Here is a 9,147-nt window from a genome sequence, read left to right as displayed (position 1 = left end):
CTGCCGGGCCGTGCGATACGCCGGCGCAGCAGCTGCGCGTCCTCGATCTCCTGCGGGCCGGCGAGGCCGAGCTTCTTCAGCTCCCCCCCCGCGGCCGCGCGCAGCTTGCGCAGCACGTCCAACGCGGCGCCCCCATCCAGGCTCCGCGCCGCCATGGCAACCCCGTCCCGGAGCGTGGCTGCCTTGCCGGCAACGATGAGCGACGCGGCGGCGTTCAGCAGCACGCAGTCGCGATAGGCGCCGGGCGCGCCTTCCAGCAGCGCCTGCAGCGCCGCCGCATTCTCCGCCGGTTCGCCGCCGCGCAGCGCCTCGGCTGGCGCGCGGGCGAGGCCGGCTTCCTCCGGCGTGACCTCGAAGGCGCGGATCGAGCCGCCAGCCAGTTCCACCACCTGCGAGGGGCCGGCGAGCGTCAGCTCGTCGAGGCCCTGGCCATGCACCAGCCAGGCGCGCTCCGTGCCGAGGCGGGCCAGCGTCTCGGCCATCGGGCGCAGCCAGTCGGGGCTGAAGGCGCCGGTCATCTGCCGCTTCACGCGCGCCGGATTCGCGAGCGGCCCGAGCAGGTTGAAGATGGTGCGCGTGCCGAGCTCCATCCGCGGGCCGGCGGCGTGGCGCAAAGCGCTGTGGTGCCGCGGCGCCATCAGGAAGCACATGCCCGCTTCGGCCAGGATCGCCGGCAGCCGGTCGAGCGGCGTCTCCATCACCGGGATGCCGAGCGCCGTCAGCGCATCCGCCGCACCCGATTTCGAGGACAGCGCCCGGTTGCCGTGCTTGGCGACCTTCACCCCGCAGCCGGCGACGACGAGCGCGGTGGCGGTGGAGATGTTGAGCGTGCCGGCCGCATCGCCGCCGGTGCCCACGATGTCCATCGCATCCGGCGGCGCCTCCACGGCGATCATGCGGGCGCGCATGGCGCGCACCGCGCCGGTCATCTCGGCCACCGTCTCGCCGCGGACGCGCATGGCCATCAGAAGGCCAGCGATCTGCGCCGGCGTCGCCTCGCCGGCCATGATCATACCGAAGGCGGCCTCCGCCTCGCTCTCGGCCAGGCGCTCGCCCGCCGCCAGCCGCGCCAGGACCTGCTTCACGCGGGCACCGGCGCGTTGCGACCCGCCCGCACGCCGGCCAGCGAGAGGAAATTGCGCAGCATGTCGTGGCCGTGCTCGGAGGCGATGCTCTCGGGATGGAACTGCACGCCCCAGATCGGCAGGTCGCGATGGGCGAGGCCCATCACCAGCCCCTCCGCGGTGCGCGCCGTCGGGATCAGCGCCTCCGGCAAATCCTCCACCACCAGCGAATGGTAGCGCGTGGCGCGGAAGGGGGAGGGGAGGCCCGCGAAGATGTCGGTGCCGTCATGGATCACGTCCCAGACCTTGCCATGCACCGGCGTGGGCGCGCGCACCACCTTGCCGCCGAAGGCCTGGCCGATCGCCTGGTGGCCGAGGCAGACGCCCATCAGCGGCAGCCGCCGCTCCGCCGCGGCGGCGATCAGGGGCAGGGAGATGCCGGCCTCGTTCGGCGTGCAGGGGCCGGGGGAGATGACGACGGCCTCGGGCTGCAGCGCGAGCGCCTCCTCCACGGAGAGGGCATCGTTGCGCCGAACCTCCACCACCGCCCCAAGATCGCCGAGGAAGTGATAGAGATTGAAGGTGAAGCTGTCGTAGTTGTCGATCAGCAGGATCATGATGGCCGGACTCTCCGCCGCGCGCGGCGATTGATCAAGTGTTGCGCCGCGGCGGGGCTTGCGCCTGGCGCCCCGCCTTGCGGCGCGGCTTCCATCTGCCATGGTGACGCGGTGCCCGACCAGATAGCCCCCCACTCCCTCTCGCCGCGCCTTGCCGAGGCGCTGGCCGGTGTCTCCGGCATCCTGGTGACGCCCTTCGACGCCGAGGACCGTCCGGCGCCGGACCGCCTGGCGCCCATCGTGGCGCGTGCGGCGGCGGCCGGGATCGGCGCGCTGACGGTGAACGGCAACACCTCGGAATTCTACGGCCTCACCTTCGAGGAGGCGCGGCGGATGCAGGCCGCGGTGCCCGCGATCGTCGGCGGGCGCGCCGTGGTCGTGGCCGGCGTCGGGCGCAGCGTGGCGGAGGCCGCGCAACTGGCGCGTGACGCAAAGGCCGATGGCTGCGACGCCATCATGATCCACCAGCCGCCCGATCCCTTCCGCGCGCCGCGCGGCGTCGCGGCCTATCTTTCCCGAGTTGCGGACGCTGCTGGTGGGCTCCCGGTGCTGCTCTATCTGCGCGACGACGGCGCGGGGACGGAGGCGATCGCGGCACTCTGCGACGTCCCCGGCGTGGTCGGCGTGAAGTGGGCGACGCCGAACCTGATGAACCTGGCCGCGGCGCGGCGGGCGCGGCCGGATATCGCCTGGATCTGCGGCCTCGCCGAGCCCTGGGCGCCGCCGATGACGGCACTCGGTGCGCGCGGCTTCACCTCCGGCGTGATCAATGTGGCGCCGCATCTCTCGATGCGCGTGCTGCGCGCGCTGCAGCGCGGCGACATGGAGGCGGCGAATGCCGCCATCGCCGCCATCGCGCCCTTCGAGGCGCTGCGCGCGGCGGAAGGCAATGGCGCGAATGTCTCCGTGGTGAAGGCCGCGCTGGCGCTGGCCGGGGAGGCGGTCGGCCCCGCGCGGCCGCCCGCCGCCTGGCCGCTGCCGCAATCCGCGATCGAGGCGCTGAAGGCCGTCATGGCGGCCTGGCCGCAGGAATGAACAGCATGACCGCCTCCCGCATCACCGCGATCCGCACGCTGCGCGTGCCGGAACGCGCCAATCTCTGCTGGATCGAGATCGAGACCGCCGAGGGCCTGACCGGCCTCGGCGAGGCGTTTCGCGGGGCCGCTGCGGTGGAGGGGCAGGTCCATGACCTCGTCGCGCCCACTCTGCTGGGCAAGGATGCCCGCGACATCGAGCGGCATCACCGCGTCCTGATGACGCCCTATGTCGGCTTCGGGTCGTCCTCCGCCGAGATCCGCGCGGCCTCGGCGGTGGACATCGCGCTGTGGGACCTGGCGGGGCAGCGGCTCGGCGTGCCCGTCCACGAAGCTCTCGGCGGCCTCTCGCGCGACCGCATCCGCGCCTACAACACCTGCGCGGGCTACGACTACAATTCGCGCCAGGTGCGGCGCGAGGTGGATGGGCGGGAGAACGCCACCGGTCCCTACGACGACCAGATCGCCTTCATGCGCTCCGCCGACGAACTCGCGCATTCGCTGCTGGAGGAGGGCTTCACGGCCATGAAGATCTGGCCCTTCGACGGCGCGGCGGCGGCGTCCGGCGGCCAGCTGATCAACCTCGATGACCTCAAGCGCGGCCTGGAGCCCTTCGAAAAAATCCGCGCGGCGGTGGGCGACCGGATGGAGGTGATGGCGGAGCTGCACTCGCTGTGGTCGCTGCCCGCCGCCGCGCGCATCTGCAACGCGCTGGCGCCGATCCGGCCGTTCTGGGTGGAGGACCCGCTCGGAAAAATGGACGATGCGCTGAGCCTGGCGGAACTGCGCCGCGCCGCGCCCGGCGTGCCGATCTGCGCGAGCGAGACGCTGGGCGGCAAGGTCGCGTTTCGCGACCTGCTGGTGGCCGGCGGCACAGATGTGGTGATGCTCGACCTGACCTGGTGCGGCGGGCTGACCGAGGCGCGCAAGATCGCGGCCCTTGCCGAGGCCTGGGCACGACCCGTGGCGCCGCATGACTGCACCGGCCCGGTCACGCTGGTCGCCAGCCTGCACTTCGCGCTGCACGCCGCGACCGCGATCTTCCAGGAGGTGGTGCGCGCCACGCTGGCCACCTGGTATCGCGACCTGGTGACCGACCTGCCGGTGCTGGAAAAGGGTTTCGTGCTGCCGATGGCCGGGCCGGGCCTCGGCACGCGGCTGACGCCGGAGACGCGCAAGCGCGCGGCGACGCGGGAGAGCCGCGCTTAGCGCCGCGGGGTTCGCAACCCGCCGGCGGCGGGGCACCATCGGTCGCGATGCCGCCCGAGGAAAAACGCCGCCAGATCGTGGGCATCCTGCTGGTGCTCGCCTCCTGCGTGTCCTTCGCCCTGTCGCCCACCGCCGCTCGCTTCGCCTTCGAGGCCGGCGGCAACACGCTGACGGTCGCGACGCTGCGCGCCGCCGTCGGCGTCGTTCTGATCGGGCTGCTGCTGGCGGCGACGCGCGAGAGTTTTTGGCTGCCCCCCGCCGCGCTGCGGCCGAGCCTCGCGGCGGGGGCGCTGAGCGCCGTCGTCTCCTATGGCTTCGTCGGCGCCGTGGCCTTCATCCCGGTCGGGCTCGCGCTGCTGGTGTTCTTCACCCACCCGCTGCTGATCGCCGCGCTCTGGCACTGGCAGGGGAAGGAGCGCTTCACACTGCGCAAGCTCGGCCTGGCGCTGGTGGTGCTGGCGGGGCTCGGGCTCGCGATCGGCACCGCCTTCGACGGGCTCGATCCGCGCGGCATCCTGCTGGCGGCGCTGGCCTCCGTGGCGGTGACGGGAATGATCGCCTTCTCCGCCCGCGCGCGACAGCTTGCCGGCAGCGCGCCGATCAACCTGCTGGTCGCGCTGGTCAGCGCCGGGCTGACCGGCGGCGTCACCACGGCGCTCGGCGCCTGGGCCTTCCCGGCCGGGACCATCGGCTGGCTCGGCGTGCTCGGCGCGGGGCTCGGCACCACGCTCGGGCTGCTGATGTTCCTCGCCAGCTTCCGCTACGTCAGCCCGGTGCGGGCGACCATGCTGAGCAATGTCGAGCCGGTCTTCGGCATCCTCATCGCGATGGCGCTGCTCGGCGAATGGCTGACGCCGCTGCAATGGGCCGGGGTTGCGCTGGTGGTCGCCGGGCTGGTCCTGTTCGAGATGCCGGCGAAGCAAGGAACCTGAAATGGACGCCGCCTTCCCGCATCTGTTCGCGCCGCTGGAGCTTGCCGGGCGCCGCCTGCGCAACCGGATCGGCTTCGCCGCGATGTCCACGCGCTTCGCCGATCCGGGCCGCGTCAGCGAAAGGCTGATCGTGCATCTCGCCGCACGGGCGCGCGGCGGCGCGGGCATCGTGATCACGGAGGCGCTCTGCGCCGCGCCGAGCGCGCGAACGCCGGTGCGCCCCTGGGCCTTCGACGAGGCGGCGCTGCCCGGCTTCGCGCAGCTCGCGGAGGCGGTGCAGCGCCACGGCGCGGCGCTGGTCGGGCAGCTCTGGCATGGCGGCTCGGCGCATCACGGGCCGCGGGGGCTCGATTCCGTGGGTGCCTCGGCGGTGCCCGACGGCATGTCCTGGACGGTGCCGCGCGTGCTGTCGGACGCCGAGATCGAGGGGCTGGTCGCGGACTATGCGGACAGCGCGCATCGCCTGCAGCGTGCCGGCTTCGCCGGGGTGGAGGTCTCGGCGGCGCATGGCTTTCTTCCGTTGCAGTTCCTCTCGCCGGTCACCAACCGGCGGGAGGATCGCTGGGGTGGCGATGCCGAAGGGCGCAGCCGCTTCGTGCGGGAGATCCTGCGCGCGATCCGCGCGCGCTGCGGCGCCGGCTTCATCATCGGCCTGAAGATGCCGGCGGATGACGGCGTGGCGGGCTCGATCGACGCGGCGGAGGCGCAGCGCCTGGTGCGGCAGATCGTGGCGGATGCGCCGCCCGACTGGCTCTGCTTCAGCCAGGGCAGCCACAGCGGCGGCTGGGCGCTGCATCTGCACGCGCCCGACATGCACGATCCGATCGCGCCCTATCGCGCGCTGTGGCGCGCCATGCGGCAGGCGGCGGGCACGGTGCCGATCGCGGCCATCGGGCGCATCCAGGCGCCGCATGTCGCGGAGGCGATCCTCGCCGCCGGCGACGCCGACCTGGTGATGCTGGCGCGCCCGCTGCTGGCCGATACGAACTGGCCGGCGAAGGCCGAAGCCGGCCGGGCCGCCGCGATCACGCCCTGCATCGGCTGCAACGCCTGCTGGGGCGAGATCCATCGCGGCGTCGCGACCGGCTGCAGCGTGAACCCGCATGTCGGATCGCCGCAGGATGGCCTGCCGCCGCCGCGCGCGGCGCGGGCGAAGCGCGTGGTCGTGGTCGGCGCCGGGATGGCCGGCCTGCAGGCGGCGGTGGGGGCGGCGGAGCGCGGGCATCATGCCACGCTGTTCGGCGCCGCGGCCACGCCCGGCGGCGCGGCCGCGCTGCATGCGCGGCTGCCCGGCTGCGCCGACATCGCCCGCGCCATCGCGCATCTGGCCGGGCGGGCCGAGGCGGCGGGGGTGACGATGCGGCTCGGCGCGGCGGCCGACCTGCAGGCGGTCCTGGAGACCGCGCCGGATGCCGCGATCCTGGCCACCGGCGCCGCCATGCCGCCGCCGCAGGGCCTGGACGGCCCCGCCGGCGCGGCGCGCGACATCCGCAGCGTTGCCGCCGCGCTGCTGGCCGATCCCGCATGGCGCGGCACGCGGGCGGTGCTGCTCGACCTGGATGCCACGCCGGCCACCTATGACGCGGCGGAGCTGCTCGCGGAACGCTTCGCGGAACTGCTGCTGGTGACGCCGCGCGAGGCCGTCGCGCGGGATTCGCCGCTGCTGGCCGCTCAGGCCATCCAGAAGCGCCTCGCGGCCCGGCGCGTGCGGCTGCTGAGCTGCCGCGAGGCCGTTGCGCTGCGCGATGGCGTCGTCACGCTGCGCCATGCCTTGACCGGCGAGGTGGAGACGATCGCGGGGGTGGCGCTGCTCGCCCATGCCACGGCGCGAGTGCCGCGCGATGCGCTGGCCGAACCGCTGCGCCGCGCGGGCGTTTCGGTGCGGGTCGTCGGCGATGCGCTGGCGCCGCGGCTGATGCTGTCCGCTGTGCGGGAAGGCCAGGCGGCGGCCGAGTCCATCTGACACTGTCCTGCCCTGCCGAGCGCATCGGCGATGGAATGCAACATGACGTGATGCGTTCGCGGGCAGATTCAGGCTGAATCGGAACGCAATTCGCTGTCGCGCGGAGCAGTTGATGCATTTCGTGGCATGGCATTCTGCGCCGATGCTACCATCTCCAGGGGGCGAACAGGGGGACACCAAGGCGTGACAGGACGGGCGAACCCGGCCGGTTACATTAGCCTCTCGGTGCCGCCCGGCTTGGGGCTTTGGAGCGGCTGATGCAGATCACCGACGACATCTTCTCCGGTTACGCACGCGCCTACGACCTTCGTCGCGACGCCGAGATGTCGCTGCAGGACTATCTCGAAGGCTGTCGCAGCGATGCCGGGATGTTCGCCTCCGCGCCCGAACGCATCCTCGCCGCGATCGGCGAGCCCGAATTGCTGGACACCGCGAAGGATCCGCGGCTCGGCCGCATCTTCCTGAATCGCACGATCCGTCGCTATCCGGCTTTCGCCGAATTCTACGGCATGGAGGAGACGATCGAGCGCATCGTCGGCTTCTTCCGCCATGCGGCGCAGGGCCTCGAGGAGCGCAAGCAGATCCTCTACCTGCTCGGCCCCGTCGGCGGCGGGAAGTCCTCGCTGGCGGAGCGGCTGAAGGCGCTGATGGAGGTGATGCCCGTCTATGCGCTGAAGGCGGGCGACCAGGTGAGCCCGGTCTTCGAAAGCCCGCTCGGCCTTTTCGATGTCGAGAAGCACGGCGCCGTGATGGAGGACCGCTACGGCATCCCGCGCCGGCGCCTCGGCGGCTTCATGAGCCCCTGGGCGGTGAAGCGGCTCGACGAGTTCCGCGGCGACATCTCCCGCTTCCGGGTGGTGCGGCTCAATCCGTCGCGGCTGCGCCAGATTGCCATCGCCAAGACCGAGCCGGGCGACGAGAACAACCAGGACATCTCCTCCCTCGTCGGCAAGGTGGACATCCGCAAGCTGGAGATGCACGCGCAGAACGACCCGGACGCCTACGGCTTCTCGGGCGGGCTCAACCGCGCCAACCAGGGCATGCTCGAATTCGTCGAGATGTTCAAGGCGCCGATCAAGATGCTGCACCCACTGCTGACCGCGACGCAGGAAGGCAGCTACATCGGCACCGAGAACATCGGCGCGATCCCCTTCCAGGGGATCATCATGGCGCATTCGAACGAGGCGGAATGGCAGACCTTCCGCAACAACCGCAACAACGAAGCCTTCATCGACCGCATCTACGTCATCAAGGTGCCGTACTGCCTGCGGGTGACGGAGGAGGAGAAGATCTACGACAAGCTGGTGCGCGGCAGCGAGCTGGCGGAAGCGCCCTGCGCGCCCGGCACGCTGGAGATGCTGGCGCGATTCTCCGTGCTGTCGCGGCTGAAGCGGCACGAGAATTCCAACCTCTTCTCCAAGCTGCGCGTCTATGATGGCGAGAGCCTGAAGGAGACGGACCCGCGGGCGCGGTCGCTGCAGGAATACCGCGACGCGGCCGGCAACGACGAGGGCATGGACGGCATCTCCACACGCTTCGCCTTCAAGGTGCTGGCGGCCACCTACAACCACGACACCTCCGAGGTCGCGGCCGACCCGGTGCACCTGATGTATGTGCTGGAGCAGGCGATCCGCCGCGAGCAGTTCGGCGACGACACCGAGAAGCGCTACCTGGAATTCATCAAGGGCGAGCTCGCGCCGCGCTACGCCGAGTTCATCGGCAACGAGATCCAGAAGGCCTATCTCGAAAGCTATTCGGACTACGGCCAGAACCTGTTCGACCGCTACGTCTCCTACGCCGACGCCTGGATCGAGGACCTGGACTACAAGGACCCCGACACCGGCCAGCTGCTGAACCGCGAGGCGCTGAACCAGGAGCTGACCAAGATCGAGAAGCCCGCCGGCATCGCGAACCCCAAGGACTTCCGCAACGAGGTGGTGAAGTTTTCCCTTCGTGCGCGCGCATCCAACGCCGGCAAGAACCCCGCCTGGACATCGTACGAAAAAATCCGCGAGGTGATCGAGCGGCGGATGTTCAGCCAGGTGGAGGAATTGCTGCCGGTGATCTCCTTCGGGTCCAAGAAGGACCAGGACAGCGAGCGCAAGCATGACGAGTTCGTCCGCCGCATGACCGCGCGCGGCTACACCGAGCGGCAGGTGCGGCGCCTGGTGGAGTGGTACATGCGCGTCAAGCAGAGCGGGTGACCATGAACCGCGCCGCCAGCCTTTGCGAAGTGCTGGCGGCCCCCCGCCCAACCCGCCGGGCCAGACCCCGCGGGCCGGGCGGCCGCCCCCCGCCCCCCCCCCCCCCCCCCCCCCCCCCCCCCCC

The 9,147-nt window shown here is 71.8% G+C and carries 7 protein-coding genes; 5 read left to right on the top strand and 2 right to left on the bottom strand.

Going from position 1 to position 9,147, the window contains the following annotated elements:
* Positions 1–1,085: anthranilate phosphoribosyltransferase (trpD, locus tag AC1MIR_RS22230; protein ID WP_480030373.1), on the bottom strand; the 1,085-nt coding region annotated here is incomplete at its 3' end.
* Positions 1,082–1,681, bottom strand: coding sequence for an anthranilate synthase component II (locus tag AC1MIR_RS22225; RefSeq protein ID WP_480030372.1), 600 nt, complete (start codon positions 1,679–1,681; stop codon positions 1,082–1,084). The genes trpD and AC1MIR_RS22225, both read right to left, overlap by 4 nt.
* A gap of 111 nt (positions 1,682–1,792) precedes the next feature.
* Here AC1MIR_RS22225 and AC1MIR_RS22220 point away from each other — a divergent pair, with 111 nt between their 5' ends.
* The 5 genes from AC1MIR_RS22220 (at position 1,793) to AC1MIR_RS22200 (ending at position 9,023) form a co-directional block, all read left to right on the top strand.
* Positions 1,793–2,716, top strand: coding sequence for a dihydrodipicolinate synthase family protein (locus tag AC1MIR_RS22220; RefSeq protein WP_480030371.1), 924 nt, complete (start codon positions 1,793–1,795; stop codon positions 2,714–2,716).
* A gap of 5 nt (positions 2,717–2,721) precedes the next feature.
* Entirely contained in the window at positions 2,722–3,924 is a 1,203-nt protein-coding gene (locus tag AC1MIR_RS22215) for a mandelate racemase/muconate lactonizing enzyme family protein (RefSeq protein WP_480030370.1), read from the top strand.
* Between the two features lie 47 nt (positions 3,925–3,971).
* Positions 3,972–4,856 carry an EamA family transporter gene (locus tag AC1MIR_RS22210; RefSeq protein WP_480030369.1) on the top strand — a complete coding sequence of 295 codons (885 nt, stop codon included), beginning with the start codon at positions 3,972–3,974 and terminating at the stop codon, positions 4,854–4,856.
* A gap of 1 nt (position 4,857) precedes the next feature.
* Positions 4,858–6,819: an oxidoreductase gene (locus tag AC1MIR_RS22205; RefSeq protein WP_480030368.1), complete on the top strand. Its 1,962-nt coding sequence runs from the start codon at positions 4,858–4,860 to the stop codon at positions 6,817–6,819.
* 257 nt (positions 6,820–7,076) lie between these two features.
* Positions 7,077–9,023 carry a PrkA family serine protein kinase gene (locus tag AC1MIR_RS22200; RefSeq protein WP_480030367.1) on the top strand — a complete coding sequence of 649 codons (1,947 nt, stop codon included), beginning with the start codon at positions 7,077–7,079 and terminating at the stop codon, positions 9,021–9,023.
* Positions 9,024–9,147 lie beyond the last annotated feature (124 nt).

The organism is Falsiroseomonas sp. RANM36, assembly GCF_056682175.1.
This window is presented reverse-complemented; position numbering and strand designations above follow the sequence as displayed.